The 26,750-nt window shown below is 40.0% G+C and carries 23 protein-coding genes; 12 read left to right on the forward strand and 11 right to left on the reverse strand.

The features are described 5' to 3' along the window. Nucleotides 1–351 precede the first annotated feature (351 nt). Nucleotides 352–921, reverse strand: a complete 570-nt coding sequence (locus HLH18_RS03820; protein WP_171545806.1) for a peptidylprolyl isomerase — start codon at nucleotides 919–921, stop codon at nucleotides 352–354. Nucleotides 922–1,023: 102 nt separating this feature from the next. Between HLH18_RS03820 and HLH18_RS03825 the strand changes: the two genes are divergently transcribed. After that, entirely contained in the window at nucleotides 1,024–1,692 is a 669-nt protein-coding gene (locus HLH18_RS03825; RefSeq protein WP_171545807.1) for an acetoacetate decarboxylase family protein, read from the forward strand. A gap of 58 nt (nucleotides 1,693–1,750) precedes the next feature. Here HLH18_RS03825 and HLH18_RS03830 read toward each other — a convergent pair whose 3' ends face one another. Further along, nucleotides 1,751–2,821 carry an alpha/beta hydrolase gene (locus HLH18_RS03830; RefSeq protein WP_171545808.1) on the reverse strand — a complete coding sequence of 357 codons (1,071 nt, stop codon included), beginning with the start codon at nucleotides 2,819–2,821 and terminating at the stop codon, nucleotides 1,751–1,753. A gap of 199 nt (nucleotides 2,822–3,020) precedes the next feature. On the opposite strand from HLH18_RS03830, the gene HLH18_RS03835 reads away from it, so the two are divergent. From HLH18_RS03835 to HLH18_RS03855, 5 genes are all read left to right on the forward strand, one after another. Then, nucleotides 3,021–3,545, forward strand: a complete 525-nt coding sequence (locus HLH18_RS03835) for a hypothetical protein (protein ID WP_171545809.1) — start codon at nucleotides 3,021–3,023, stop codon at nucleotides 3,543–3,545. Between the two features lie 753 nt (nucleotides 3,546–4,298). Then, a complete protein-coding gene (grpE, locus tag HLH18_RS03840; protein WP_171529956.1) occupies nucleotides 4,299–4,847 on the forward strand; it encodes a nucleotide exchange factor GrpE in 549 nt (182 codons plus the stop codon). Nucleotides 4,848–4,969: 122 nt separating this feature from the next. After that, the gene (gene dnaK, locus HLH18_RS03845; protein ID WP_131292213.1) at nucleotides 4,970–6,913 is read left to right on the forward strand and encodes a molecular chaperone DnaK; all 1,944 of its coding nucleotides are present in this window, start codon (nucleotides 4,970–4,972) and stop codon (nucleotides 6,911–6,913) included. Between the two features lie 116 nt (nucleotides 6,914–7,029). After that, nucleotides 7,030–7,941: a matrixin family metalloprotease gene (locus HLH18_RS03850; protein WP_171545810.1), complete on the forward strand. Its 912-nt coding sequence runs from the start codon at nucleotides 7,030–7,032 to the stop codon at nucleotides 7,939–7,941. A 120-nt stretch (nucleotides 7,942–8,061) separates the two neighbouring features. Continuing rightward, nucleotides 8,062–8,439, forward strand: coding sequence for a hypothetical protein (locus HLH18_RS03855; RefSeq protein WP_171545821.1), 378 nt, complete (start codon nucleotides 8,062–8,064; stop codon nucleotides 8,437–8,439). An 84-nt stretch (nucleotides 8,440–8,523) separates the two neighbouring features. Here the strand turns inward: HLH18_RS03855 and erpA are convergent, their stop codons facing one another. From erpA to HLH18_RS03875, 4 genes are all read right to left on the reverse strand, one after another. Then, nucleotides 8,524–8,859 (reverse strand): iron-sulfur cluster insertion protein ErpA, encoded by a 336-nt coding sequence (gene erpA, locus HLH18_RS03860; RefSeq protein ID WP_131292219.1) that lies wholly within the window; start codon nucleotides 8,857–8,859, stop codon nucleotides 8,524–8,526. 117 nt (nucleotides 8,860–8,976) lie between these two features. Further along, on the reverse strand, nucleotides 8,977–9,987 hold the full coding sequence (locus tag HLH18_RS03865) for a putative solute-binding protein (protein WP_165541350.1): 1,011 nt from the start codon (nucleotides 9,985–9,987) through the stop codon (nucleotides 8,977–8,979). Between the two features lie 238 nt (nucleotides 9,988–10,225). Then, the gene (locus tag HLH18_RS03870) at nucleotides 10,226–11,236 is read right to left on the reverse strand and encodes a putative solute-binding protein (protein ID WP_171545811.1); all 1,011 of its coding nucleotides are present in this window, start codon (nucleotides 11,234–11,236) and stop codon (nucleotides 10,226–10,228) included. 233 nt (nucleotides 11,237–11,469) lie between these two features. Continuing rightward, nucleotides 11,470–12,477, reverse strand: a complete 1,008-nt coding sequence (locus HLH18_RS03875) for a putative solute-binding protein (RefSeq protein ID WP_171545812.1) — start codon at nucleotides 12,475–12,477, stop codon at nucleotides 11,470–11,472. 212 nt (nucleotides 12,478–12,689) lie between these two features. Between HLH18_RS03875 and HLH18_RS03880 the strand changes: the two genes are divergently transcribed. After that, nucleotides 12,690–14,624 (forward strand): ATP-binding cassette domain-containing protein, encoded by a 1,935-nt coding sequence (locus HLH18_RS03880; RefSeq protein ID WP_171545813.1) that lies wholly within the window; start codon nucleotides 12,690–12,692, stop codon nucleotides 14,622–14,624. A 341-nt stretch (nucleotides 14,625–14,965) separates the two neighbouring features. Here the strand turns inward: HLH18_RS03880 and HLH18_RS03885 are convergent, their stop codons facing one another. The 5 genes from HLH18_RS03885 to dnaA all read right to left on the reverse strand — a co-directional run bounded on the left by HLH18_RS03885 (nucleotide 14,966) and on the right by dnaA (nucleotide 21,775). Next, nucleotides 14,966–15,331, reverse strand: a complete 366-nt coding sequence (locus HLH18_RS03885; protein ID WP_171545814.1) for a hypothetical protein — start codon at nucleotides 15,329–15,331, stop codon at nucleotides 14,966–14,968. Between the two features lie 173 nt (nucleotides 15,332–15,504). Next, nucleotides 15,505–17,976 (reverse strand): DNA topoisomerase (ATP-hydrolyzing) subunit B, encoded by a 2,472-nt coding sequence (gene gyrB, locus HLH18_RS03890; protein WP_171545815.1) that lies wholly within the window; start codon nucleotides 17,974–17,976, stop codon nucleotides 15,505–15,507. A gap of 54 nt (nucleotides 17,977–18,030) precedes the next feature. Further along, nucleotides 18,031–19,113: a DNA replication/repair protein RecF gene (recF, locus tag HLH18_RS03895; protein WP_171545816.1), complete on the reverse strand. Its 1,083-nt coding sequence runs from the start codon at nucleotides 19,111–19,113 to the stop codon at nucleotides 18,031–18,033. A 27-nt stretch (nucleotides 19,114–19,140) separates the two neighbouring features. Further along, complete coding sequence (gene dnaN / locus HLH18_RS03900) at nucleotides 19,141–20,286, reverse strand: DNA polymerase III subunit beta (RefSeq protein ID WP_171545817.1); 1,146 nt, start codon at nucleotides 20,284–20,286, stop codon at nucleotides 19,141–19,143. A gap of 109 nt (nucleotides 20,287–20,395) precedes the next feature. After that, nucleotides 20,396–21,775, reverse strand: a complete 1,380-nt coding sequence (dnaA, locus tag HLH18_RS03905; RefSeq protein ID WP_171545818.1) for a chromosomal replication initiator protein DnaA — start codon at nucleotides 21,773–21,775, stop codon at nucleotides 20,396–20,398. 659 nt (nucleotides 21,776–22,434) lie between these two features. On the opposite strand from dnaA, the gene rpmH reads away from it, so the two are divergent. The 5 genes from rpmH to mnmE all read left to right on the forward strand — a co-directional run bounded on the left by rpmH (nucleotide 22,435) and on the right by mnmE (nucleotide 26,533). Continuing rightward, nucleotides 22,435–22,569 carry a 50S ribosomal protein L34 gene (rpmH, locus tag HLH18_RS03910; RefSeq protein ID WP_000831329.1) on the forward strand — a complete coding sequence of 45 codons (135 nt, stop codon included), beginning with the start codon at nucleotides 22,435–22,437 and terminating at the stop codon, nucleotides 22,567–22,569. 29 nt (nucleotides 22,570–22,598) lie between these two features. Beyond that, the gene (rnpA, locus tag HLH18_RS03915; RefSeq protein WP_004650901.1) at nucleotides 22,599–22,988 is read left to right on the forward strand and encodes a ribonuclease P protein component; all 390 of its coding nucleotides are present in this window, start codon (nucleotides 22,599–22,601) and stop codon (nucleotides 22,986–22,988) included. A 9-nt stretch (nucleotides 22,989–22,997) separates the two neighbouring features. Further along, entirely contained in the window at nucleotides 22,998–23,318 is a 321-nt protein-coding gene (gene yidD / locus HLH18_RS03920) for a membrane protein insertion efficiency factor YidD (protein WP_067723861.1), read from the forward strand. A 5-nt stretch (nucleotides 23,319–23,323) separates the two neighbouring features. Beyond that, on the forward strand, nucleotides 23,324–25,078 hold the full coding sequence (yidC, locus tag HLH18_RS03925; protein WP_171545819.1) for a membrane protein insertase YidC: 1,755 nt from the start codon (nucleotides 23,324–23,326) through the stop codon (nucleotides 25,076–25,078). 99 nt (nucleotides 25,079–25,177) lie between these two features. Then, nucleotides 25,178–26,533: a tRNA uridine-5-carboxymethylaminomethyl(34) synthesis GTPase MnmE gene (gene mnmE, locus HLH18_RS03930; protein ID WP_171545820.1), complete on the forward strand. Its 1,356-nt coding sequence runs from the start codon at nucleotides 25,178–25,180 to the stop codon at nucleotides 26,531–26,533. Nucleotides 26,534–26,750: the final 217 nt, after the last annotated feature.

The raw sequence follows: 26,750 nt of genomic DNA on the forward strand, positions 1-26,750 counted from the left end.
CGAGTAATTTCTACCATCAATCAATGAAAATAATTTCGATCGATCAACCGGTAAAAATCCACACAAGTTGTTCTTCATAATCTCTTAATGATCTTCTTGCTCTTCGTCAGAGACAAGTTCAACGCAATAAATACTAACAACTTAACTTAATCAGCTAAGTTTGTTTGCTGTATCGCGTTGGTATGAGCTCATTATAGGGCAATTTCGTACACGTGCAAGGGCTTTTAACTGATTGCTATATTGAGTGTTGCATTTTTATGCACTATTTTGGTTCAAAATTACACTAAAAATTAGTTAAGCACATAATTATAAAGCAGAAATATGACTAAAATATTTCTGCTTTAATTTGTATTAGTTTTTCTCGGGTGCTGCTTTAACAGTCACACTGATGATTTTCACTACTTGCTTTGGTACATTTTGATGCATTCCAAAGTTTGCAGTCGGAACTTTCGTGATTTTATCGACCACATCCATTCCTTTAATAACTTTGCCAAATACGGCATAACCCGCATTCATCTGGCTTTTATTTAAAAAGTCGTTATCTACCGTATTAATAAAGAATTGACTGCTTGCTGAATTAGGACTGTTGGTACGTGCCATTGCCAAAGTGCCACGGGTATTTTTCAAACCATTATAGGATTCATTTTGAATTGGAGCTTTAGTTTGCTTCTCAACCATGTTGGCATCCATTCCGCCACCCTGAATCATGAAGCCGGGAATCACGCGATGAAAAATGGTGCCGTTATAAAAGTTATCCTTTATATAGCTTTCAAAATTTTTCGCTGAAATAGGTGCTTTATCATTAAAGAGCTCTATTTCAATATTTCCCATGGATGTTTTCATTTCTACAATCGAGTTTGCAGCGATCGCTTGTAAACTGATAAAGGCAGCACCGACAGCGAATAATGTTTGTTTTAACATTTCTTTACTCTTCTACTTCAAGTTGTAATTGTCAATTTCTATATATTAATCGTTCACTATAAATAAAACAGCATCTCTTTTTGAGATAAAACGAGAATGACAATGAGTGAAGAATCAACCACTACAACTTTTCATCACCATCCACCTTGGAATTTACTGGGTGATGCCTTTATTTTGAATTATTGGTTAACGCCAAACTTTATTAAATGCAATCAAGCTTTCCATCTTGCTCCCTCCCCGATTGGACGAGTTATACAGGTTATATTGGTTCGTTATCATGAATCTCCAGTGGGGCCTTATGATGAGCTTCTGATTTTAGATCATCCTTTAATGAGTAAAAGACGTTTATCTTCAATTCCTAAAATTTACGTGTCTACCGAAATATCTGTGGTTCATGGTCAACATTTTTGGGGAATTCCTAAACAATTGGCTCAATTCGAATGGTTGATGAAAGATGATGTAGTGTATTGCAACGTTTCATTTGATCAGCAAGAAATGAGTTTGTGCTTGCAGAAGTACAAACATAGTCAGGCTTTTTATATTAATAGTCATCATTTACCCGCACGACTGCTCAACATTCATCAGACCTGGCAAGGTTTGAATTATCAATTCAGCCCGCAATTTCGTGGCAAGCTATGTAAACTTAAACAAGCCTCTTGGAAAAATACGCTGGATGTCTTTCCAGATTTTTCTCAAGCCAAATATTTGCAGAGTTTTTATGTTCCCGAATTTAGACTCACACTACCTACCGCCCGGATTGAGCAAAAATAAAAAAGGTGTTTCACGTGAAACACCTTCTATATAGACAGTCGAATTTATTAAAAAAAGCTTAAGCGTGTTTATCCCAAAACTTTCTGTAGTTTTTACTGATTTCAATCACGTACTTTTTAGCCCGATAAGAAATTGGGGTTAGATTAACAAAACCATGGGCCTGATCACTGTATTCCTGATAATGCACTTTCACACCACGATGACGTAACTTGTAGGCATAAATTTCACCTTCATCATGCAATACATCATGACCTGCTGTAATCACAAATGCAGGAGCTAATTTGTCATGTTTGCCGTAGGTCGGTGAAATAATCGGATCATCCAATTCAACTTGATGAGTTTCAGCATAATAGTGCGTTACAAAGTCGACATCCGTCCCTGTTAGAACCAGACCTTCTTTATAGGCATGGAACGATGGATGACGGCTTTTAAAATCTACCGCAGGATAGAGCAGCAATTGCACTTGTGGTGCATAAACTTTGTTGGCACTACGCTGGGCAACGACTGCACTAATATTGCCGCCTGCACTATCGCCTGCCACAGAAATTCTATTTTTTAAGATTTTAAGCTGTTTTCTGTTTTGATATACCCATGCCAGTGCATCTTCACAGGTTTGGATCAGTTTTGTCGGGCTGGCTTCTGGCGCTAAGGGATAGTCAATACTTAGTACCTGAACCTTCGCATAGACTGCAAGTAAACGACAAACCTCATCGTGAGAGTCCAGACTCCCCACCACAAAACCACCGCCATGATAAAACACCACCATGGGAAGTTTTTTACTTGGTGCAGGATGATAATGTCGCGCGAAGATGGTGCCACTATGTAAAGGGAGCCGTAGATCTTCAACACGATTTACTGGGGTGGGTTTACTCTTAATCGCCTGCATTTGTAGATCAAAGGTTTTACGCGCGTGGATAACATCTTCACCGATGAAACCACTATTCCCTTGTATTAACTGTGCCGCCATCATGCATTGAATTAAAGGATCAAGTTCAGGATATTCGTGAGGATATCTTAAAATTTTAGCTAAAGACTTTTGTGCAAAACTCGGCAATCGATCCAAAGTGCGTGCTGCAGTGCCTTGCCCTTTGTCTATCAAAGTCTGTAGCGTTCGATTAAAAGCAACCATAAATACACTTTCCTTTTATTATATTCTTCACATTTTCTACATGATCAACCGATAAGTGACCATAATCTTATATAAGTCTAATCATCTGTATACACAGTAAAAACATTCATACGCTAATCTTCTTTTTATAGCTTGTCATTGACAATTTCCATGTATATTTCGGAGTGTTTTGCTACTCCTTAAAAGAAGGATGTAAGCCATGACTAAAAAACTGATTCTACTCTCTTTAGCGACTATATTTTTAGCTGTAGGTTGTGTCGCCTTTCCAGAAGATGGCGGTTATTACAATGGTGGTTATGATTATCGCTATGACCGTCGTTATGATCGAGATTATGACAATCGATATGACCGAGAACGGGATCGTCAACGCTGGGAATATCAACAGCGTCAAAACCGCTTGGAGTTAGAACGAAAAAAACGTGAACTTGAACGTCGTCAGTGGGAACAGAATCGGCAAAAACAGTCTGATTGGGAGCGTAAAAAACGTGAACAACAGCATCAATTAGAACAGCGTAAGAGAGCTGCTGAACAAAATCGAAATAACCAATCCAATTGGGATCGAAAAAAGCGGGAACTTGAACGCCAACGCTCAGAACAACAGCGTAAAAAGGCCGATGTACAACATCATCAAAAAACGCAACAGCAAGGTCAATCTCAAGAAAGACGTTGGAATGATCATCGTCGCGATACTGATAAGCGAGTGGGTGATCGTCGCGATAATTAAAATTCTTTATCTGCTCAATGCCCTTTCCAACAAAGGGTATTTTTTTTATTTTATAAAAATCCTGATTATCAAAATTTAATACTGTAATGATTTAACCGTTATTCAACACTAAAACTATAATTTTCTAATAAACAGATATATAGGAGCAGTGATTAATGACAGCTTGCTTTATTTTAGGCAAAAAAAAAGCTTACCCATAGGTTGGGTAAGCCTAGAAAACACATTTCAAAAATACCAAGAAGAAACTACAGCGATAGAATCTGGGTGAAATAATAATCAGCCTGTGCTTTTTTGTAAAATAGATAATTTATTTCATAATGATCATTTTTAAGTATAAGTTGGATATTACCCATTACCACATTAACCGTCTTTGTATTTTCTTTCTCTGTTCCTGTCTCATTCCTAACTCCCATCTTCCATACAAACTGAAGTAGAGCAACAAAACTTGATTCTTCCATTAACTGATAATCAAGCTCTCACAATAAGCTGCTTTGTTGTTTTATCCCCTAGCTCAATTTTGAGCATAAAGAACCTTATAATTTTTGCCTGAATATTCAAAAAACCAGGTTTTTTGATAATTTTAATCAAATTAAACAGATTTAATTGATTGTCTCGCTTGAATTTTTATCGCCTGCCCCGACCTTTGTATTAATCATGAATTTTATCACTCATGGCAGTTCAGGATTAACCCAGTTAGCACTGAAGCCAAAAGGACTGTACATGTTTAAGAACCCATTTAAACGGAGTAAATCTATGGCAGCTGAGCAAAACGAACAAGCTCAAGATCTAGGGCAAGAGCAAGCTGATCAACAAACAGCACAAACTCAAGCTGAAACGGAGCAAGCTGAAGTTTCAGTTGAAGATTTACAAGCCCAGATCACTAATCTGACAGAAAGTTTAAAACTTGAAAAAGCACGTACAGCCAATGCGGTATATGAAGCGCAAAAAAGCGTGGAACGCATTCAACGTGATGCTGAAAAGCATAAAGAAACTGTGATTGAAAAATTCGCCAAAGAATTACTCGACACCGTCGATAATTTAGAACGCGCCATTCAAGCTGCGGGTGATACTGAATCTCCATTACTTGAAGGTGTGCAACTTACTTTGAAATCACTGCTCACCACACTCGAAAAATTCGGTGTAGTCGAAGTGAATATGAGTAACGGTTTCAATGCAGACTTGCATCAAGCAGTGGGTATCGCACCTGATGTTAAAGCAGGTGAAATTGGTACTGTATTGCAAAAAGGTTATACCTTGTCGAACCGTTTGCTTCGCCCAGCAATGGTCTTAGTCGGTCAATAAGGTAAAGAAATTCGAGAGTTTTTCACTTTTTTTAATGAAATAAACTTGAAAAATTTTGAATGGCTCTCATATCGGATAACAAGCAAAAGCATTGCAAAAAATAATTTTGAGGAAGCATCCAAATGGCTAAAATCATTGGTATTGATTTAGGTACTACAAACTCTTGCGTAGCAGTACTTGAAGGCGACAAAGTTAAAGTTATCGACAACGCTGAAGGCGCTCGTACAACCCCATCTATTATTGCCTATAAAGATGGCGAAATTCTTGTGGGTCAATCTGCGAAACGTCAAGCGGTAACCAATCCTAAAAACACATTATTCGCGATCAAACGTTTGATCGGTCGTAAGTACCAAGACCAAGCAGTTCAAAAAGATATCGGTCTTGTACCTTACAAAATCATTCAAGCAGACAATGGCGATGCTTGGGTTGATGTAAACGATAAAAAATTGGCACCACAACAAGTTTCTGCTGAAATCTTGAAAAAGATGAAAAAAACTGCAGAAGATTATTTGGGTGAAACTGTTACAGAAGCGGTCATTACTGTTCCTGCTTACTTCAATGATGCACAACGTCAAGCAACTAAAGATGCAGGTCGAATTGCCGGTCTTGATGTTAAACGTATCATCAACGAACCAACTGCTGCTGCGCTTGCGTTCGGTATGGACAAAAAAGAAGGCGACCGTAAAATCGCAGTTTACGACTTGGGTGGTGGTACTTTCGACGTATCGATCATTGAAATCGCTGACCTAGATGGCGACCAACAAATCGAAGTGTTGTCTACAAATGGTGATACTTTCCTTGGTGGTGAAGACTTCGATAACGCTTTAATTGAATACTTGGTTGAAGAATTCAAGAAAGAACAAAGCGTGAACTTGAAACAAGATCCACTTGCGTTACAACGTTTAAAAGAAGCTGCTGAAAAAGCAAAAATCGAGCTTTCTTCTTCTAACGCAACTGAAATCAACCTTCCATACATCACTGCTGATGCGACTGGTCCTAAACACTTGGTGATCAACGTAACTCGCTCGAAACTTGAAGGTTTGGTTGCTGATTTAGTTGCTCGCACGATTGAGCCTTGCCGTATCGCACTTAAAGATGCGGGTCTTTCAACAAGCGAAATCTCTGACGTGATTTTGGTTGGTGGTCAGTCTCGTATGCCACTTGTACAACAAAAAGTACAAGAATTCTTCGGTCGCGAGCCACGTAAAGACGTGAACCCTGACGAAGCGGTAGCAATGGGTGCTGCAATTCAAGGTGCGGTATTGTCTGGTGACAAAACTGACGTATTGCTTCTAGACGTAACTCCATTGACTCTTGGTATTGAGACTATGGGCGGCGTGTTAACAGCAATCATCGAGAAAAACACCACGATTCCTGCGAAGAAATCTCAAGTGTTCTCAACTGCTGCTGACAACCAACCTGCTGTAGACATTTCTGTGTTCCAAGGTGAACGTAAAATGGCTCAGCAAAACAAATTATTGGGTAACTTCCAATTAGGTGACATCCCACCTGCTCCACGTGGTGTGCCACAAATTGAAGTATCTTTCGACATCAACGCTGATGGTATCTTGAAAGTGTCTGCGAAAGACAAGAGCACTGGTAAAGAACAATCAATTCAAATTAAAGCAAACTCTGGTTTGAGCGATGCTGAAATTGAAGCGATGATTAAAGATGCTGAAGCGAATGCTGAAGAAGACCGTAAGTTCGAAGAATTGGCTAAAGCACGTAACGAAGCAGATGCACTTGTTTCTAGCGCGCAAAAAGCAGTTAAAGATCTTGGCGAACAAGTGACTGCAGATGAAAAAACTGCAATTGAAACTGCGGTTTCAGAGCTTGAAGCTTCAACTAAAGAAAATGACGTTGAAGAAATCAAAGCGAAAACTGAAGCACTTCAAAACATCATCATGCCGATTAGCCAACGTGCTTATGAAGCTGCGCAAGGCGCTCAAGGTGGTGCTGAAGGTTTTGATCCAAATGCTTTCCAAGGCGATGCAGGTCAATCTCAAAAAGCGGACGATGGCGTTGTAGATGCTGAGTTCACTGAAGTTAAAGATGATAAAAAATAATTTGTCAGCTTGATCGAAAAAAACCGCGCGAAAGCGCGGTTTTTTTATGTTTAAAAAGATAGGATTAGATGAAGTTTTCAGCTACATTAATTTAAAAATAATGATTTTAAAATGCTATGCGTGCTCTCTTCTTTGCCATCGGGGCTTTATTGTTCATTTGGTTATTCTTTCCATCGCAACAGGATAATAAGCGACAACATCGTACAGTCACAGATAAAATACTTCATCCTTTTGATTCAAGTGTGCGATTTCGCTTAGGCGACGTCGACCCACGATTTGGTATGAGCCAAGCAGAACTGATTCAGCTCTGTAAAGATGCCATCGGCATTTGGCAGCAAGGCTCTGAAAAACCTCTGCTGGTTTATGATCCAAAGGCAAAATTAACGATTAATTTGATCTATGATCAACGCCAAGCTGACCATAAAGCGCATAAAACAAGCCAACAACTTTTGGAGACGGCTCAAAATGTCAATCAACGGATTTCAAAGGATTTAGACCATCACTATACCTACCTAAAACAACGCCACCAACACCTGCAAGCCCAGCGAGATCAATTATCCAAGGACGTTGAACAACTCAATCAACAACGCATAAGTTGGATGCGTATTGAAAATGAAAATGGTCCAAACCGACAGCGCATCGAACAACAATATCAGCAATTGAAAGCCCAAGCACAACAATTAGACCACGATATTACTGAGCTTAAAGATCAAAATAACCAATATAATCAACAAGTCGAGCAGCATAATCAAAATATTGATACCTACAATATCAATGTAAATCATCTCAATCAACGCTTCCCAGCACGCGAATTTCACAAAGGCATATACAATGGAAAGTGCATTGAAATTTATCAATTTGATACGATGGATGATTTACGTTTAACCATTGCACACGAATTAGGACATGCCCTAGGCTTAGAACACAATCAAGATCCTCAGGCGCTGATGTACCCTGTAATGAAAGATCAACAGCTACAAAATTTCAGATTATCGGCAGCAGATTTAGCCTTATTGCAGGCACGTTAAGCCACAACCGACATACAATGCAAAAATCCCTTACTTTGTATAAGTATATGCATGGCAATAGAACGGAAATCAGGCTCATTTCATGTTATTGTGATGGGAAGAAATGACAACATAAAATCTCTGGAGACGCGTGTGAGTTACTACCATATTCTGCTTGAAATGAATGATCACATTAGTACAATTGAGCAAACACGTGAGATTGAAATCTTTGATATTATTGAGATTCAACCTTACCTGCATTCTATTTTATTGCCATTTTTAAACGAACAACTGATCGAACTGGAAGATGAAAATATTGAGTTTAAAGATATTCTGCATTTAGAAATAAAACAGACTTTATTACCCATTCAACATTTGATTGAAGAAGAACAACGCTTACTTCCAAGTGATACAGATGTAACCATTACGGCGCATGAAATTTTTAACAATCGTGATTTAAGCCAAGATGTGACGACGGTTATTTTTGATATTTTAGAAGCCGCTAAATTAGAACCATAATTTTTAATGAGGTTCTAACACAATAATAAATTCTATTTTTCATAAAACAGCCCTCCACATAAGGAGGGCTTTTTAAATTTTTTATTAAATAGAGAAAGATGAACCACAGCCACAGGTTGTGGTTGCATTTGGGTTTTGAACCACAAAACGTGAACCTTCTAAACCTTCAATATAATCGACTTCTGAACCGACAAGATATTGATAGCTTAAAGAATCAACCAGCATTTTCACGTCGCCATTGACAAATTCAGCATCATCTTCATTCATGCTTTCAGCGAAGTTAAAGCCGTAAGAGAAACCAGAACAACCGCCACCTGTAACATAAACGCGTAACATTAATTCTTGGTTGCCTTCACTATCACGCAATTGGCGTACTTTATTCGCAGCATTGTCGGTCAGCACCAGAGCTTGGGCATTCATGTTGGATTCCTCTGTTTAATTCAGTTGTCTTTAAAAGATAAAGACCATATTTCAAGTATAGCATACCCAATATATGGTCAGTATTTGAAGATTTAAAGTTAAATCTGAGTATTTTTCTCAAGATTGTTTGTAGTTCTCATCTTGAAGGCTACATTCAAAATTCTTTGGATCTTCCTTACAACGGAATTGCCATAACAATTTCATCATACGTCTATCATATACACCACGTTTGGTTAAATCGACACGTGATTCGCGCATCAATTTTTGATAGCCTGGCTTATCCACTGCAGGAATCTGCATCCAATATTTTTGTGGAATATCCGCTTTCATTTTCCCCAAAATGCCAAATGCACGCGGTAACTGACCTCTCACCCATTCACGTGATTTTTGTCCATAACCTTCCGGAAATTTATCTGGACGGATAATAATATTACCGGTCACTTGTAGAATTGGATAATTCACAATCGCACCTTTGCTCCCTAAACCTTTGTGTAATTCTAGCGGTTTAAATACAGCTGCCGGTGCACCAATAATATCGACCTGACCATTGTTAAATTTGGCCCCAAAATTGGTGACATCGGCACTCACCGCCTGTGCACCAATTTGCTGAACCATAATTTTTTGTGCTTCGTCATAATCTAAGACTGCAATTTTTTTACCTGCAGCTTTGGCGACCGTGTTAATGCTACGGTCATTCACCATTAAAAAAGCATCACCGACTGGAATGACACCCACCACTTCATATTTGCCCCGCACCATATGTTTGGCAAAAGTGGGGCTGGCTAAACCTTGCATCACTTTAACCGCAAGTTTTAAATCAGGAATCGCACCAATGGCATCTAAAGAGCCGGTAAAATCGTTGAACTGACGACCACGCATCCCTGTGACACTAATCCCATCACATTTACCTGCTTTAAAGTCTTCAGCAATAACTGCTTCGTTTTGGCCAACACGCAATTCAATATCCGCCCCCCAATTTTTGGCTGCTAACTGGTAATCTTTCATCAGGGTAAACACATCACCACTTTTACCGACCAAATCGAATACGCAGATCACTTGTTTTGCTTGGCTAACACCGGTTACAGCACACAGACTTACACCCAGTAACAGCGCTTTAGACCATTGCATCATGACTTTTTCTTCCTTGTGTCTTTGTTTTCATTCAGTCGAAGACTGAATCTTTTTGAGTTTTTATTCATTACTAATCACAAGCTTTATCTGCTTGTTTTCATTTTTATGACAAAAATTTTATATCATTATTTTTTAAGATTACGCCTTTTTTGACTGACAACAATGGCAAAAATGACATATTCAACTCGACAAAAAAGCCTAGAATTAATCTAGGCTTTTTTCTTTAAAATCAAAGCTATTCACCACCAAGTGAACATTCAAAATTCGCCTTATCGACAGAACAGCGCGCTTTTTTCAATACCGCCATCATGCTGGCATCATAAACTCCACGTTTAGTCATATCCATACGACCATCACGTAACATTTTTTGATATTTGGTTTTATCTTCTGCAGTTAGGTTCATTTTAAACTTGGCTGGAATACTGGCTTCAAGACGATTAATCATCGCAAAACTTTTTGGCAAGTGTTTCACGAACCAATCACGCGATTGTTGTCCAAAGCCCGCAGGGAACTGATCCGGACGGATAACAAAATCTGAGGTCACTTGAAGTACCGGGAAATTGAACATTGCACCATTTGTACCTAAACCTTTATAGATTTCTAAAGGTTTGTAGGCATAGGCAGGTGCCCCCACCATATCAACCTGACCATTATTGAATTTCGCCACAAAGTTCGATACATCTGAAATCACGGCTTGTGCGCCTACACGTTGCACCATAATTTTTTGTGCATCGTCATAACCCAATACTGCAAATTTTTTGCCTGCTGCTTTTTCAATGGAATCAATACTCTTATCACGTACAAAAATAAAAGCTGAACCTAAAGGTGCAATACCCGCAACCTCATATTTGTTACCGCTTAAATTGCTGACCATTTTCGGTGCATTACGTTTGTCCAAAGCAAAAGTAATCGCACGCTGAGCAATAGCATTACTAGGTGCACCCCCTAAAGCATCAATAGAACCGACAAATTTATTGTATTGACGTGCACGCATTGCCGTCATAAAAACACCATCACATTTGCCTGCTTTAAAATCATTATCAGCAACAGCTTCGTCTTGGCGTGGAATTAAATTAATATCAGCTCCCCATCCTTTGGCAGCCAGTGCCCATTCCTGCGCCATTTGATAAGACTCACCAGATTTACCCAGTAAATCGAATACACAAACATTCACCTTTTCTGCTTTTGCAGTTGTTGCTAAACCAAGAGCAGAAAATGCTGCTAATGCGAGAATCGTTTTTTTCATTGTAGTGGTCCTTTTCAGAATCTTGTTGTTTGATGACTGTCCATTCATGGCACAAATATTATGCAAGTTTATTTAAAAAAAATAGAGCATTTACTCCATTTATTTTAGACTTAAATGTCAGTTGACTTATATTCTTTAAAGTTAATAATAAAATCATAAACTTACCTAATAAAAGTTTTATGTATCACTTAGAAAATTTTAGATATTTTACAATTTACTACACAGCACTCGAATTATTCACCACTTAAAGAACACTCAAAATTAGTTCGCTCAACAGTACAACGGGCTTTTTTCAATACAGTCATCATGGCTGGCTCATAAATTCCTTGTTTGGTTAAATCTATTCGTCCTTCACGCAGAATTTTTTGATATTTTACTTGGTCTTCTTTGCTTAAATTCATGCGGTATTTTGCCGGAATTTCAGCTTCCATACGTTTAACCATCGCAAAGCTTTTCGGTAATTGTTTTACGAACCAACTACGCGATTGCATGCCAAAGCCTTCGGGAAATTTATTTTTACGTATAATCAAATCAGCGGTGACATTCACCACAGGAAAATTAATCATCGCTCCTTGGGTACCTAAACCTTTATAAATTTCTAGCGGTTTAAAGGCATAAGCAGGTGCAGCAACAATTTCGACTTCAGCTTGATTAAATTTTTTGATGAAATTTGAAATCTCGGACATGACCGGAACAGCGCCAACACGCGTGACCATAATTTTTTGAGCATAATCATAATGTAATATGGCAAATTTTTTGCCTTCTGCGCGGGCTAAAGAATTAATCGAACGATCACGGACAAAAATATAAGCCGAACCAATTTGTCCAATCCCTGCCACTTCAAAGGTTTCTTTACCCATGCTAGTGATCAGACGTTTTTCATTACGTTTATCGAGTACATAGCTAATGGATTTTTGCGCAATATCGTTAGTCGGTACGCCACCAATCGCATCAATCGAGCCAGCAAATTTATTGTAGGCACGTGCGCGCATAGAGGTCATATAAAAGGCATCACATTTCCCGGCTTTAAAGTCTTGCTCGACTTTGGCTTCATCTTGATAAGAAATAAGACTGATGTCCCCGCCCCATTGCTTGCTGGCCAAAGCCCATTCTTCAATCAGCTTATAAGATTCACCCGATTTTCCTAATAAATCAAAGACACAGACATCAGCTTTAGCATGCAATATATTGGATGTGGTTAATGTGCTCAATGCAGATAAAATCAAAAATCCTTTTTTCACGCTTGATGATCCTTATTTTTATTCATCATTTATAGAGGATGACTATAAGCATATTTAGCGATAAAACCTAGCACAGAGCATCAATTTTAATAATCTGCACTGTACACAAAATGCACTTGAAATAATTCATCGATATAAAACAGTTTAGTTTTTTGTTTTCACGGTTGATTCCTTTAGAATACGCACACTATTCTTGTTATTTAGATATTTTAATGATTCAGTTAGATCAACTTTCTATACGTCGCAGTGGACGTGTTTTATTTCAAAAAGCATCCATGCAACTCCATCCAGGCTGGAAAATTGGTTTAACTGGTGTAAATGGCGCAGGAAAATCCACGCTATTTTCTGCACTGCTCGGTGGTATGGAATCGGATGGAGGTTCTTTAACTCGCCCTGCTGTTTGGACTGTGGCGCATATGGCTCAGGAAATCAAAGCTTTAGATATGAAAGCGATTGATTTCGTTCTATCTGGCGATGAAGAATTCTGGGAAATTCAAAATAAATTAGATCACCCAGAAAGCTTAAGTGATGATGAGCTTGCACATTTATATGGTCGTTTTGACGAAATTAATGGCTATTCTGCACCCTCTAAAGCATCGCAATTAATGGCAGGTTTGGGTTTCTTTGAACATCAGTCCCAACTCGATGTTTCAAGTTTCTCGGGTGGTTGGCGTATGCGTTTGAACCTTGCGCGTACCTTGATGAGCCGTTCAGACCTATTGTTACTTGATGAACCGACCAACCATTTAGATTTAGATGCCATTTTATGGTTAGAAGACTGGTTAAAAGCCTATGAAGGCACGCTGATTCTAATTTCGCATGACCGTGATTTCCTCGATGCAATTACCGATCATATTTTACATATCGAAAATCAAGAACTGATTCTTTACACAGGCAACTATTCAACCTTTGAACGTACCCGTAGTGAACGTTTGGCTCAGCAACAACAAGCTTATGAAAAGCAATTAGAAACACGCGCGCATTTGCAGAAATATATCGACCGCTTTAAAGCGCAAGCAACCAAAGCAAAACAAGCGCAAAGTCGTATTAAACAACTTGAACGCATGCAAGAGTTGTCTGCAGCGCATGTTGATACACCATTTACCTTCTCATTCCGTGAACCGACTAAAATGAGTTCACCACTGCTTGAACTTGAGAATGCAGATATTGGTTATGGTGACAAACTGATTGTGACCAATGTCAATTTACAAATCACACCCACCAGTCGTATTGGTTTACTGGGGATGAATGGTGCCGGTAAATCGACGCTGATTAAATCATTGGTGGGTGATTTACAATTGCTTCAAGGTACCCGTAAAGATTCTGAACTGTTAAATATCGGTTACTTTGCCCAGCATCAAATGGATGCTTTGGATGGTAATGCCAGCCCAATGCTGCAATTGTCACGTATTGCCGATAAAAAAATTAGTGAAGCCAGCTTACGTTCTTTCCTCGGGAGTTTCGGTTTTAGTGGCGAACGCATGGATACCCCAAGTGAAAGTTTCTCGGGGGGGGAACGTGCCCGTTTAGCACTTGCACTGATTGTATGGCAACGTCCAAATGTCCTGATTCTGGATGAACCGACCAACCATTTAGACTTGGATATGCGTCATGCATTAACCATGGCATTGCAAGATTTTGAAGGCGCTGTGGTGCTGGTATCGCATGAACGTCAACTGATTGCCAGTGTCTGTGATGAGCTGATTCTGGTTCATGGTGGTCAAAGCCGTGAGTTTGATGGTGATTTGACTGCATATGCCGACTGGTTACGCCAAGCGCGTATCGACATGATGAAATCAGGTCAACAACCTGCTGCCCCTGTGAAATCGCAAGTGGAAGTTAAACCGACGATTTCTAAACTGGATAAAGAGGCACAACGTAAAGAAGCTGCACGTCGTCGTGAACTCAGCCGCCCTGTTCGCAAGAATATTGAAAAAATTGAAGCTCAGATTGCCAAAACACAACCCCATTTAGCGGAAATCGAAACATTACTCGGCGATAGCGCATTATATGAAGCAAATCGTAAAGATGATTTGTTGAAGCTCATGAATGAACAAACCGAGTTAAAAGCGAAATTAACGCAAGCTGAAGAACAAATGTTAGAACTCATGATGGAGTTGGAAGAGCTGGAAGGTGCTTTCGAATAAGCCAATCTATCACTCTTAAGCAAAACTAAAGTGATGCTTGTTTTATGATCGCAGTACAATTTCAAACTTGTACTGCGATTTTTTAATTTTTCTACACAACACTTTTGTAACGATATCCCTCACCAAAATGTCAGTGTGTTTAAATTTAAAAATCCTCATCTATTAACTTTAAATTCAAAACAGACTTTTAAATTTAAAAAACTTATCCACAATACACATAAAACCAACTTTGAATTTAAAATAAAAGCATCAGTTTAAGCTGTGGATAAATTACTTTTCATATCCTTATGAAACAAAAATAAACTTATCCACATTCATATTTTCAAACAAAATAAGACTTTTTATTCATCTTGTTGGAGCTTTTTGCGTTTTAAAAACCTGAGTTCGATAATTTTCCAAGCACCTTCATTAACCCATAATTCCTGAATTTTTCTTTGATCTTCCAAACCAATTAAAACCTGACAGTGCTTCAAATCTCGATCAAACTCAAACTCTTCAAATTCAATGTTGGGCTTTTGCGGTTTCCATACCCCATTTTTCACTGCATGAGCAATACGTTCATAACGGGTAAAATTGCTTTCAACTCGACCTTCCTGCTCATAAACCACCTTGAATTGTTCATGTTCATACTGAGCCAACACCTCAAAATTACCGGTAAAAAATGCATTGCTCCAAATATCCCGGATCTGTTCCAGTTGATTATCCATTGTACTAACCTCGTAATATTGCATGATGATCTCCTGTGTATACGACTCATCATGACAGAGGAATAAGTCATTTTTATAAAACCAATATGACTAAAAATTAATCGTATTTAAATAAAAATAGCATAAAAAAAGCACCCCGAAGGATGCTTTTTACAATTTAACTCATCGATAGATTAAGCGTCGATATCCGCATTTAAGGCATTTTCTTCAATGAAGGCACGACGTGGTTCTACATCATCCCCCATCAAACAAGAGAACATACGATCTGCTTCAATCGCATCATCAATGGTGACTTGCAACATGTTACGGTTTTCAGGATCCATAGTGGTTTCCCAAAGCTGTTCCGCATTCATCTCACCCAAACCTTTATAGCGCTGGATCATCATGCCACGACGTGAATCCGCTAAAATGTGCTGCCACACTTGATGGAAAGTCGCAACATTAATTTTGCGATCACCTTTCTGCAAATAAGCGCCATCTTCAAGCAAGCTAAACCAGCTCTTCGAATTTTGCAGTAAACGCTTATATTCACCTGAAGCCAATAGTCCAGAATCAAGTAAATACGAGTGCGGTAAGTTATGGACATATACGGTCACACGTGGCCAGTAATGTGCAACTTTTTCACCGTTGGCATGTTCTTTTTCAAACATTTCCAAAGTGATTTCAGGACGTAAACTTGGTTGATATTTTTCAATCGCAGCCCGTAACTGTTCAGACCATTGTTTCACATAATTTTCATCATGATTCTGATCAAGTTTGAATGCTTCCAGACCCAACAAACCATCCAGCAAACTTGCAGGATAGCGTAAGGTTAAACGGTTCAAACTTTTCTGTGAAACCTGGTAATCTTCAATGACTTTTGCCAGTGCTTGTCCTGTAATTGCAGGAGATTCAGCACTGATATGCAGGGATAAATCATCAATCGCATTTGAAATCAGGAAGGTTTCTAAAGCATCATTATCTTTAAGATATTGCTCATGCTTGCCTTTTTTCAATTTATACAGCGGTGGTTGTGCAATATAGATATAACCGCGTTCCACAAGTTCAGGCATTTGACGGAAGAAGAAAGTCAACAGTAGCGTACGAATGTGCGAACCATCGACGTCAGCATCGGTCATGATGATGATTTTGTGATAACGCAATTTGTCTGGATTATATTCTTCACGACCAATACCACACCCAAGTGCAGTAATCAGCGTACCGACTTCTTGCGAAGAAATCATTTTGTCAAAACGTGCACGCTCCACATTCAGGATTTTACCTTTCAGTGGCAGAATTGCTTGCATCTTACGGTTACGACCCTGTTTTGCAGAACCGCCCGCAGAGTCACCTTCGACCAGGTACAATTCAGACAATGCTGGATCTTTTTCTTGGCAATCGGCCAATTTACCTGGAAGACCTGCAATATCAAGTGCACTCTTACGACGTGTCATTTCACGCGCTTTACGTGCCGCATCACGCGCACGTGCTGCATCAATAATTTTGCCGGCAATTGATTTTGCTGCTTGTGGATTTTCCAGCAAATAGGCAGAAAATTCCTTGTTCATTGCCTGCTCTACAGCAGGTTTAACTTCACTTGAAACCAGTTTTTCTTTGGTTTGTGAAGAGAATTTTGGATCTGGTACTTTGACTGAAACAATCGCAGTTAAACCTTCACGTGCATCATCACCCGTAACTGCGACTTTTTCTTTCTTCAGAATATTTTCGCTATCCAAATACTGGTTTAAACCACGGGTTAATGCTGCGCGGAAACCGGCTAAATGTGCACCACCATCTTTTTGCGGAATATTGTTGGTAAAGCAGCGCACGTTTTCTTGATAGGTATCATTCCACTGTAAAGCGACTTCAACAGTAATCCCTGTTTCCGGCACTTGGCTGGTAAAATGGAAAATATCATTTAAATGGGTTTTGCCTTGATTGATATATTTTACAAATTCAGACAAACCACCTTCATAATCAAATACATGTTCAGCATCGATACGTTCATCACGTAACACAATACGAACACCGGCATTCAAGAATGAAAGTTCACGCAAACGACGCGCTAAAATATCAACATTGAAAATGGTTTGGCTAAAGGTTTCTGCACTTGGATAGAAACGAACTGTTGTTCCAGTTTCGTCAGTATCACCAATGGCACGTAACGGATATACCGGATCGCCGTGGCAATACTCTTGTTCGTACACTTTACCGGCACGACGAATATTCAGCAATAATTTACTCGACAAGGCATTTACAACCGAAACACCTACCCCGTGCAAACCACCGGATACTTTATAGCTATTATCGTCAAACTTACCGCCAGCATGAAGAATGGTTAAAATTACTTCAGCGGCAGATACGCCTTCTTCTGGGTGAATATCAGTTGGAATACCACGACCGTTATCTGAAACACTTACCGATTCATCTTCATGGATGGTGACCAGGATTTCATCACAGTGACCCGCCAAGGCTTCATCAATTGCATTATCGACAACCTCAAACACCATGTGATGTAAACCTGAACCATCGTCAGTATCACCAATATACATGCCTGGACGCTTACGAACAGCATCGAGGCCACGTAATACCTTGATACTAGAGGAATCATAAGCCTTTTCATTGGTTGGTTCTGTTTGAGAAGCAGCTTGATCTTCTGAACTCATGGTTTCTCCCTAGTGAAATATAGGTCTATCCAAAGATGGGTAAAATCTAAAAAACTATTGCACGACAACTTGAACTTGACCGTTTTCAACATTGAATAATTGATATGAAATAGACAAATCATGTAAATGTTTTTTTACTGATTCATGCTCTAAAGTGGTAATAAAAACTTGACTACCCAGTTGGCTCAATCGCTCAATTAATCGTCGTTGTGCAGTTAAATCTAATTCTGCTGTCACATCATCTAATAATACCACAGTTTCCTTATTACAGGCATGTAGCATTGCAATCTGTGACAGTTTTAAGGCGACAATCAGCAGCTTTTTTTGACCGCGTGAAAGCACCACGTCTGCATCACCCAACGTTGTTTTTAAACGTAAATCTGCACGATGTGGACCATACTCGGTATAGCGCCGATCCAGGTCTTTTTGATGATGTACAGTTAAGTCATGCAGCAAGCCAAGCTCGGTATGAAAACCGGGAACATATTCCATTTGAATATCAAGATTGGGCAATAACTGTTTTAAATCCTGCTCAAAATAGACTTTCCACTGTTCCACAATTCCACTGCGTTGTGAATGCAGCATTTCGCCATATTCAGCCAGCATTTTATTCCACGGTTCTAAATCATTCAGGCTAAGATTTCGTCTCGATTTCAGCAAACTGTTGCGTTGTTTCAAAGCACGCGAATAATATTGCCAGGCATGATAAAAATCCGGTTCCACGTGGAACATCAACCAGTCAATCAATTGTCGTCTGGGTTTGGCACCATAGTCGATAATATCGGTACTTTGTGGATCAATATGCTGCAAAGGTAATATTTTAGCCAGTTGCCCCTGGGTAGCAATATGATCGCCATTGACTTTAATCAGTTGCTCACCGGATAAAAATTTTTGCATGCCAATTTTTTCAGTCACAGATTGCGCAAAAACAATCGCGTCGCTTGTTTCATTTTGAATATAGTTTTTCGGGATATGGGTTCGGAAAGAACGCCCGGTCGCCAGCAAATGAATCGCCTCTAAAATAGAGGTTTTACCTGAACCATTTTGGCCATAAAAGACATTAAACGGCTGCAACTCCTGGAGTGCAACCGCTTTTAAGTTTCGAACACGTTCTATATTTAAACGCGTGATAAACATAATATGATCTTGTAAAAAATCTGCGAATTAAACACGCATCGGCATCACAACATAGGTCTGATCTTGTTGTGCCGGATCATGTACCAATACAGATTGGTTGGCTTCAGTCATGGTCATATAGACATCATCACCATCCAAAGCACCTAATACATCCAATAAATATTGCGCATTAAATGACATTTCCATCGGTGCATCCGCATATTGAATGGCTAGATCTTCAATCGCCTCATCTTGCTCCGGGTTATTGGCACGAAGTTGTAAACAATCAGCACCAAAATTCAGGAACACACCACGTAATTTTTCATTACTCAAAATCGCCACGCGTTGTAGAGATTGTTTAAATACATCATGTGCGATCAATACGTTTTTATCTCCACCACGAGGAATCACACGACGGTAATCCGGGAATTTCCCATCAATTAACTTGGTGGTGAAACGAACCGTGATATCACCCTGTTCTTTGTCGCGGCTTGGTGTGCTAATGGTGACATTTAATAATTCACGGCCAATCAGCAAAGACAATTGCTCATCTTCAATACTGAGTAAGCGTTGTAATTCCGCCACTGCTTTGCGTGGCACAATCGCTTGAATGGCTTGAGTTGCCGTTGAAGTTGCTGCTGTTTCACATAATGCTAAACGGTGACCATCGGTGGTGACTGCACGCAGCTGATTTTGATCAATTTCAAGTAATGTACCGGTTAAATAAAAACGTACATCTTGCACGGCCATCGCGAAAGCGGTTTTTTCAAACAGGCGTTTTAACTCACGCTGAGTTACAGTCACTTGGGTACCTTGAGCATTTTCAGTGCTCAATAACGGATAGTCTTCAGCAGGCAAAGTTCCCAACACAAAACGGCTATTACCCGATTTTAAAATGCAGCGATCTTCAGTAATTTGCAGGTCAATCAATGCCGCAGGCGGTAAAGATTTACAGATATCCATCAGCTTGCGTGCAGGAACAGTGGTCTCGCCCACTTGCAAGCATGCACCTTCAGCCAGCGTGGTACTAGCAACCAGTTCCACTTCCAAATCTGAACCGGTAATGGTTAGCGACTCGTTACTGACCTGAATCTTTACATTAGAAAGAATGTTTAAAGTATGGCGACGTTCAACCGCTCCTACGACATGTGACAGAACATTAAGTAAGCTTTCTTTCGCGATTTTCAAACGCACGGTACATTCCTCTAACTACTGAAGATAAATAATAAATAAATGTGTTTTTAGCAGTGTACTATGCGGCAGAATATGCCGCATTGCAAGAATAGAATTTGATCAAATTCGATCAACTTTGCAACAAACGTTGCAAGTTTTTATAGTCTTCATTGAAGATCGGATCTTCCTCACGAAGGCTGAGTACTTTCTCACAGGCATGCATCACGGTACTGTGATCACGACCACCGAAGGCCATGCCAATTTCCGGAAAACTGTCACCGGTCAATTCACGTGCAAGCCCCATTGCCAACTGACGTGGACGGGCATAAATACGGGTACGTTTCGGCCCCACAATTTCTTTTAGCGGAATACGGAAATATTCACTGACCACACGCTGGATATTTTCAGTACTGATGGTTCTGGCACGAATCGCCAACACATCCTTTAACGATTCACGTACCACATCCAGATCAATGGGGGTGCCTTTAAAACGTGAAATAGCCACGACTTTGTTCAATGCACCTTCAAGTTCACGAACATTGGCCACGACTTGTTGTGCCACAAACAAAGCACAATTACGCGGCAACTCAACCCCGATGTTTTCAGCTTTTTTCAACAAGATTTCAATACGGGTTTCAATATCCGGTGGTTCCACACCCACCGACAAGCCCCAAGAAAAACGTGAAACCAGACGCGCATCCAGTTCCGTCAATTCTTTAGGATAACGATCTGAAGTCAAAATGATTTGCTTGGACTCATCCAACAAGGCATTAAACGTATAGAAGAACTCGACTAAACTGGCTTCTTTACCGGCCAGTAAATGAATATCATCGACTAATAACAAATCCAACGAACGGCAATTTTTCTTGAATTCTTCCACTTTGCCTTGCTGTAACGAGCTGACGAAATCTTGGACAAAACTTTCCGCAGTCATATACATCACGCGTGCATTGGGTTTGGCTTGTAATAAAGCATTCCCCACTGCTTGCATTAAATGGGTTTTACCTAAACCTGTCGGACCATACAAAAATAAAGGGTTATGTTGAGAAGCGCCCAATTGGGTTAACACTTTGCGACAGGTTTCCGCTGCCATTTGGTTCGAGCGACCTTCCACAAATAACGAAAAAGTAAATAAGGGGTTTAATAAACGCTTACGGCTATTTTTAACGCCTGATTCTTCTTTTTCTTTTCGAGGTCTGGCTATCGGCGTGGCAACAGATTGTAAAGCAGCAGTCGTGGTTGCCGGTTGTTCATTGGCGGATAGAATTGCACCCGGACGGGAATCCACCAAAATTTCAACTTTGCGCACCCGACCTTCAGACATTTGCTCTGCTAAAATCGTGATCAGCTCAAGATGATGTTCCTGAATATAACGGGTCCAATAAGGATTGGGTGCATAAAGTTTTAATGTGTCGTTAAGCTCTTCAGCAACCAAAGGGCGAATCCACATGGTAAAGACATTCCCCGAAAGCTCTTGTCGCAAACGAGTTAAACAGTCAGTCCAAAGCATGTGAAACCCCTATTTATTCCATTAGTTATAAAAAAATCATTTGAGCCCGACCAAGCGGGTCGCCATTCTATCGAAGTTATCCACATCTGTCATGGCAAAATTAAAGAAATATCACTCAAAAAAGCAAATTTCCGATTAAATTTAAATTTAAATCACGGTGTGGATAAGATTATCCGCAAGCTGTGGATAAAATATATCACAAAGTTATCCCCAATTTAACAGGATTATAAAAACATAGATATCCACAATATAACTTATTGTTTATATAAATTTAAAATAGCTTTTCCACAGAAAAACAGCTCCCTAATAGTAATAAATTTAAATTTATAAATTTGAATTTATTTATAAGAGCGGTTGTTGATGGGGATAACTTTCAATATTTTTAAATTTAAATTCAAAAGTGAAGAAAATAATCTTATCAACACTAAGTTGTGGATAACGTTGTTAATATTTCTGTTTATAACTTATGTTGTATTATTAATCAACAACTTATATTGTGTGTGAAATTAAAACAATTTTTAATGGGATAAAAAATCTCAGATTCTGAGTTTTTAAAAAAAATGCCTTATTTTGAAAGAAAGTTTGTTTTTGATTGACAGCTCACCGAATGAACACTAAAATCGCGAACCTTCATAGAAGATCATTTTTGGAGTTTCAATATGAAACGTACATTCCAACCATCAGAATTAAAGCGTAAGCGTGTTCATGGTTTCCGTGCTCGTATGGCTACTAAAGCTGGTCGTCAAGTATTAGCTCGCCGTCGTGCAAAAGGTCGTCATAGCTTAACTGTTTAATTAGTTAAGTTATTGCGATTTTGGGTGTCATGACACTTTATGGCTTCAGCACAGACGTACGCATACGCTGTGCTGCCGATTATAAAAGTGTGTTTGATGGTGCGCTTTTTAAAGTGCATCAACCCCATTTCTTATTTTTGGCAAAAAATTCCGAACAGCCTTCAAGCCGTTTGGGTATTGTTGTTGCCAAGAAAAAAGTGCGTCGCGCACATGAAAGAAATAGAGTAAAACGTCTTGCTCGCGAAAGTTTTCGCCTTCATCAACAGCAATTAGATTTATTAGATATTGTGGTCATGCCTAAAGTCGGCATTGAAGCAATCCCTAATGCAGAATTGCAACAGCAATTACAATTTGCTTGGCAGAAATTGCAACGCCTTGCCAATAAGCATAAAAAGATAGCTCCCTCCCCACAAAAGTAGAGATGGCCAATGGTACGTTTACTGCATTGGTTGATTCGATTCTATCAGATCGCGATTAGTCCTTTATTGGGACCCCGCTGTCGTTATATTCCAACATGTTCTCAATATTCTTTAGAAGCAGTCCATTCTCATGGTGCTGTGCGTGGTGCGTGGTTAGCTACTAAACGTATTTGCCGTTGTCATCCTTGGGGTGGTTCGGGTTATGACCCCGTTCCCCCAAAAGCAATTCGTTTTATTTCATTTCAGCAAATGGATTCTCAAACGCTTCACGTTGCTGTACCCTTTCGTGATCGTTTATTGAACCGAAATCACTCTAACTACTTGGGATAATAGATATGCAACAATGGGCCAGGTTTGCAATTCTAGGGGCTATGTTTGTCGTCGCATATTTGCTTATTTTGGCTTGGCAAAAAGATTATGGTCATGCAGAGACTAAACCGCAGCAAGAAGCTGCCGTGGTTTCACATGAAGTATCTGCAGATTTGCCAAACGCTCAAACAGCTCCAGCAGCGTCTGACGTGCCTCAAGCAAATATTGCCACTCAGCAAACCACAACAGATGCCACTGCACCTGTAAGTCAACAGCTTATTTCAGTACAAACTGACCTTTATCATCTTTGGATTAATCCTAAAGGTGGTGACATTGTTCGTATTGAATTATTGAACCACGATAAAAATAAAGACAGTGATGAACCGTTTGTCATGCTGGAAAGCGATGCAAAACGTACTTACGTTGCTCAGTCTGGCTTGATTGGTTTAAATGGACCGGACAGCAACCGTAATGGTCGTCCGGTTTATGAAGTTGAAAAAGCAGCTTATAGCTTGGCTGATGCAAAAGCTGAAAAAACCAAAGATGGTAAAGCGGTTAAAGTTTTATCTGTACCGATGGTTTATAAAACGGCTGATGGTGTCGAAATCATCAAAACATTTACCTTTAAGCAAGGTGAATATCCGATTATTGTGAACCACAAAGTTGTGAACCGTAGTGCTCAGAACTGGCAAGGTCAAATGTTTGGTCAAATCAAACGTGATAATTCGGATGATCCAGGTAAATCAGACCAAGGCATTTTCACACTAGGTACGTTCCTAGGTGGTGCTTGGGGTACACCTGAGGAACACTACAACAAGCTTAAATTTGCCAACTTCAATGACGAAAAATTGAATGTGGAAGCAAAAGGTGGCTGGGTTGGTGTTGTTCAACACTATTTCGTTAGTGCCTGGATTCCGGGTGAGCTGAAACTGACTCAAGGTGAAGGCCAGCCATTTGCAGCTAAATTGGAGTCACGCAAATCTTCAGATGATATGAATATCATCCAGTTTACTTCGCCATCATTCAATGTTCCTGCAGGTACAGCGGCTGAGGTGGATGCGACTTTCTATTCAGGTCCTAAAATTCAGTCTGAACTGAAAGATTTGGCGATCGGCTTAAACCAAACTGTTGATTATGGTTGGTTGTGGCCAATTGCGAAGTTATTGTTCCTAGGGCTTCAATTCTTCCATAACATTGTGGGCAACTGGGGCTGGTCAATTATCTTATTGACTGTGTTGGTGAAACTGATTCTTTGGCCATTGTCGTCTAAGAGCTATCGCTCTATGGCGAAAATGCGTGTGATTGCACCTGAAATGCAACGCATGAAAGAAGAGTTCGGTGAAGACCGCATGCGTTTCTCTCAAGAAATGATGGCGCTGTATAAGCGTGAACAAGTGAATCCATTATCAGGTTGTTTGCCACTGCTTCTACAAATGCCAATTTTCTTGGCCTTGTACTGGGTATTGATGGAGTCGGTAGAACTTCGTCACGCACCGTGGTTAGGCTGGATTCAAGATTTATCTGCAATGGATCCGTGGTTTATCCTGCCGTTATTGATGGGCTTGACCATGTTTATTCAGCAGTCTTTAAATCCGCAACCGGCTGATCCTATGCAGGCGAAAGTGTTCAAAATCATGCCGATTATGTTCACTGTATTTATGTTGTTCTTCCCTGCGGGCTTGGTAATGTACTGGATTGTCAATAACAGTATTACCATCTTGCAGCAAAGCTTGATCAACAAGAATGTTGCGAAAGAACGCGAAAAGCGTGACGTTGTTTAAGTAACGACTGATTGCGAATAGCTGAATAAATCCGCTTAAGATGGTAATCTTAGGCGGATTTTTCTTTGGCTGTAATTTAGGACTTTTTAGGTGAATTTTATGCAAAACCGAACAACGATTGCTGCAATTGCAACTCCACCTGGGCGTGGTGGTGTGGGGGTGATTCGTCTGTCTGGTCCAAAATCCTATGCCATTGCAGAAGCATTAACGCAAAAGGCTTTACCGAAAGCCCGCTTTGCCGGTTTCCGTCAGTTTTATGATGCCGCGGGCGAAGTCATGGATGAGGGTTTGGCCATCTGCTTTCCCAATCCAAACTCGTTTACCGGTGAAGATGTGGTGGAGTTGCAAGGTCATGGTGGATCTGTGATTCAAAATGCCCTACTGGGTCGTTTACTTGAACTGGGTGCAATTGCGGCCAAAGCCGGTGAATTTTCGATGCGTGCCTTTGAAAATGGCAAGCTGGATCTGGTGCAAGCCGAAGCGATTGCCGATTTGATTGATGCCACGTCACAAGCCGCTGCCCGTTCAGCAGTACGTTCTTTACAAGGGGCGTTTTCGACACGAGTCAATACCGTTTTAGAGAAACTGATTCATTTACGTTTACATGTGGAAGCTGCCATTGATTTCCCTGAAGAAGAAATTGATTTCTTAGCCGATGGTAAAATTTTGGCTTTGCTTGAAGATGTGCAAAGTTCAGTGACTGCTGTACAAAAGTCTGCGCGCCAAGGTCAGTTATTGCGTGAAGGTTTACAGGTGGTGATTGCCGGTAAACCGAATGCAGGCAAATCTTCCTTGTTGAATACTTTAGCCGGAAATGAACGTGCCATTGTGACCGATATTGCCGGTACAACCCGTGATGTGTTGCATGAAAAAATTACCTTAAATGGCTTGCCGATTACCCTGACCGATACTGCAGGTCTGCGTGAAACCGGTGATATTGTCGAAAAAGAAGGGATCCGCCGCGCGATTAAAGAAATTGAACAAGCCGATTTGTTGCTGTTGGTCTATGACTTAAGCCAAGGTGAAGACCCGTTACAATTGGCACAAAACTATTTTGCTGAACATCTAGAGCCGCGTCGTTTAATGCTGATTGCCAACAAGTGTGATTTAACTGGTGCAGCGGCTGAAATTGGCGATTATCAGGGATTCCGTCATATTACTGTGTCTGCCAAGCAGGAAACAGGTGTTCAGTCGCTTATAGATGCGATTACAGCGCATGCAGGCTTCCAGCCGGAAGAAGATACCTTTATTGCACGTACACGCCATTTAGACGCAATGAAGCGCACTCAAGTGTATCTTGCAGAAGCGCATGAGCAGTTGGTGGTGTATCAAGCGGGTGAGTTAGTGGCAGAGTCTTTACGTCTGGCACAAAATACCTTGGCGGAGATTACCGGTGAATTTAGTGCAGATGATTTGTTAGGGAAAATCTTTGGATCATTCTGTATCGGAAAATAATCCAGTCGAAAAGCAATCCAGTGGATTTGAAAAACCGCTTTTATGAAGGCGGTTTTTTTATGATGAAATTTTCTTATGCCAAAATATCAGCGAAAGACAGTAAGCATCCGCTGAACCCCACTTTTCTTATTTTCTCAATATCCCGATAGTGTCCATTATTTATTAAATGGACATTATGTTTATGGCCTTAGACACTTTTATAGACACTGAACAAACG

It is taken from the genome of Acinetobacter sp. ANC 5414, from assembly GCF_013004295.1.
Taxonomy (GTDB): domain Bacteria; phylum Pseudomonadota; class Gammaproteobacteria; order Pseudomonadales; family Moraxellaceae; genus Acinetobacter.

What these genes read in the sequence shown, in the direction of transcription:
- HLH18_RS03820 (WP_171545806.1), bottom strand. Translation starts at nt 921, where the DNA reads ATGTTAAAACAAACATTATTCGCTGTCGGTGCTGCCTTTATCAGTTTA.
- HLH18_RS03825 (WP_171545807.1), top strand. Translation starts at nt 1,024, where the DNA reads ATGAGTGAAGAATCAACCACTACAACTTTTCATCACCATCCACCTTGG.
- HLH18_RS03830 (WP_171545808.1), bottom strand. Translation starts at nt 2,821, where the DNA reads ATGGTTGCTTTTAATCGAACGCTACAGACTTTGATAGACAAAGGGCAA.
- HLH18_RS03835 (WP_171545809.1), top strand. Translation starts at nt 3,021, where the DNA reads ATGACTAAAAAACTGATTCTACTCTCTTTAGCGACTATATTTTTAGCT.
- grpE (WP_171529956.1), top strand. Translation starts at nt 4,299, where the DNA reads ATGGCAGCTGAGCAAAACGAACAAGCTCAAGATCTAGGGCAAGAGCAA.
- dnaK (WP_131292213.1), top strand. Translation starts at nt 4,970, where the DNA reads ATGGCTAAAATCATTGGTATTGATTTAGGTACTACAAACTCTTGCGTA.
- HLH18_RS03850 (WP_171545810.1), top strand. Translation starts at nt 7,030, where the DNA reads ATGCGTGCTCTCTTCTTTGCCATCGGGGCTTTATTGTTCATTTGGTTA.
- erpA (WP_131292219.1), bottom strand. Translation starts at nt 8,859, where the DNA reads ATGAATGCCCAAGCTCTGGTGCTGACCGACAATGCTGCGAATAAAGTA.
- HLH18_RS03865 (WP_165541350.1), bottom strand. Translation starts at nt 9,987, where the DNA reads ATGCAATGGTCTAAAGCGCTGTTACTGGGTGTAAGTCTGTGTGCTGTA.
- HLH18_RS03870 (WP_171545811.1), bottom strand. Translation starts at nt 11,236, where the DNA reads ATGAAAAAAACGATTCTCGCATTAGCAGCATTTTCTGCTCTTGGTTTA.
- HLH18_RS03880 (WP_171545813.1), top strand. Translation starts at nt 12,690, where the DNA reads ATGATTCAGTTAGATCAACTTTCTATACGTCGCAGTGGACGTGTTTTA.
- HLH18_RS03885 (WP_171545814.1), bottom strand. Translation starts at nt 15,331, where the DNA reads ATGGATAATCAACTGGAACAGATCCGGGATATTTGGAGCAATGCATTT.
- gyrB (WP_171545815.1), bottom strand. Translation starts at nt 17,976, where the DNA reads ATGAGTTCAGAAGATCAAGCTGCTTCTCAAACAGAACCAACCAATGAA.
- recF (WP_171545816.1), bottom strand. Translation starts at nt 19,113, where the DNA reads ATGTTTATCACGCGTTTAAATATAGAACGTGTTCGAAACTTAAAAGCG.
- dnaA (WP_171545818.1), bottom strand. Translation starts at nt 21,775, where the DNA reads ATGCTTTGGACTGACTGTTTAACTCGTTTGCGACAAGAGCTTTCGGGG.
- rpmH (WP_000831329.1), top strand. Translation starts at nt 22,435, where the DNA reads ATGAAACGTACATTCCAACCATCAGAATTAAAGCGTAAGCGTGTTCAT.
- rnpA (WP_004650901.1), top strand. Translation starts at nt 22,599, where the DNA reads ATGACACTTTATGGCTTCAGCACAGACGTACGCATACGCTGTGCTGCC.
- yidD (WP_067723861.1), top strand. Translation starts at nt 22,998, where the DNA reads ATGGTACGTTTACTGCATTGGTTGATTCGATTCTATCAGATCGCGATT.
- yidC (WP_171545819.1), top strand. Translation starts at nt 23,324, where the DNA reads ATGCAACAATGGGCCAGGTTTGCAATTCTAGGGGCTATGTTTGTCGTC.
- mnmE (WP_171545820.1), top strand. Translation starts at nt 25,178, where the DNA reads ATGCAAAACCGAACAACGATTGCTGCAATTGCAACTCCACCTGGGCGT.